The following is a 970-nucleotide window of genomic DNA, read 5'->3' as shown; positions in this document are numbered from 1 at the left end:
GCTACCTTTGCGTTGTTGTACCCATAAATATTGGTAAATAATAATCCCGGGGTTTGGTCTCCTAAATTACTGATGGCTTGACCTGCTGAACCTAAATCTGGATCAGGCTGCACTTCATCTGTAATCRTCAGTAGTTGCCCTTCTTTATGTAGCATATTAAGGAAATCTCTAAAGTCTTTATAAGCCATGTTTATTTTCCTCCTTGTGATAAATGTTTAATTCCATTCCATCTTTTTGCCTCAGGAAGCTCAATCCCTAATTGATCTAACGTTCGAACAGCAATATGGGTGACAAGATCATCAATCGTCTCAGGTTTGTTATAAAATGCCGGCATAGGAGGCACAAGGATAGCGCCCATTTTTGAAAGATCCAGCATGTTTTCTAAATGAATCGTATTCAAAGGCGTTTCTCGAGGAAGTAGCACAAGTGGCTTTCTTTCTTTTAACATCACATCTGCCGTTCTCGCTATTAAGTTATCTGCTAGTCCCATTCGAATAGATGCTAATGTTTTCATACTGCAAGGACTAACAATCATTCCATCTATACGAAAAGAACCGCTCGAAATTTTTGCTGCTTGGTCTTGATATGAATAACAATAATCTGCTAGCCCTTCTACTTGCTGAACGCTATACGGTGTTTCCAGCTTAATTGTGGCATGAGCCCAAGGCGACATGACTAAATGCGTTTCAACAGAAGCCTTCTTCAAAAGCTCTAAAATTCGAATACCTAAAATAGCTCCCGTGGCTCCTGTGATTCCTACAGCTATTTTCATTTCTCTTCCTCCTCTCTGTTTTGGTTACACATTTAACTTTACACTCATTTTCCATACAATTAAAATATTGATAAAATATATAATAATACCTTTAAAGTATGGAGTTGAATACAGTGGAATTAAGACAGCTGCATTATTTTATTGTCATAGCTGAAGAATTAAATGTGACCAAAGCAGCAAAGCGCCTGCATATGGCTC

At 38.1% G+C, this 970-nt stretch carries 2 protein-coding genes and 1 pseudogene; 1 reads left to right on the top strand and 2 read right to left on the bottom strand.

Annotated elements, in window-relative coordinates:
• A pseudogene (locus AC1DRF_RS29645) lies at positions 1-188 on the bottom strand (phenolic acid decarboxylase); the annotation flags it as partial.
• 2 nt (positions 189-190) lie between these two features.
• Positions 191-772, bottom strand: a complete 582-nt coding sequence (locus AC1DRF_RS29640) for a non-oxidative hydroxyarylic acid decarboxylases subunit B (RefSeq protein ID WP_274156833.1) — start codon at positions 770-772, stop codon at positions 191-193.
• Between the two features lie 113 nt (positions 773-885).
• Here AC1DRF_RS29640 and AC1DRF_RS29635 point away from each other — a divergent pair.
• A partial coding sequence (locus AC1DRF_RS29635) for a LysR family transcriptional regulator (RefSeq protein ID WP_477742524.1) occupies positions 886-970 on the top strand: 85 nt, incomplete at its 3' end.

It is taken from the genome of Priestia sp. P5_B4 (genome assembly GCF_056400385.1).
The sequence above is the reverse complement of the archived record's forward strand: the minus strand, read 5'-3'. Positions and strand labels throughout refer to the sequence as shown.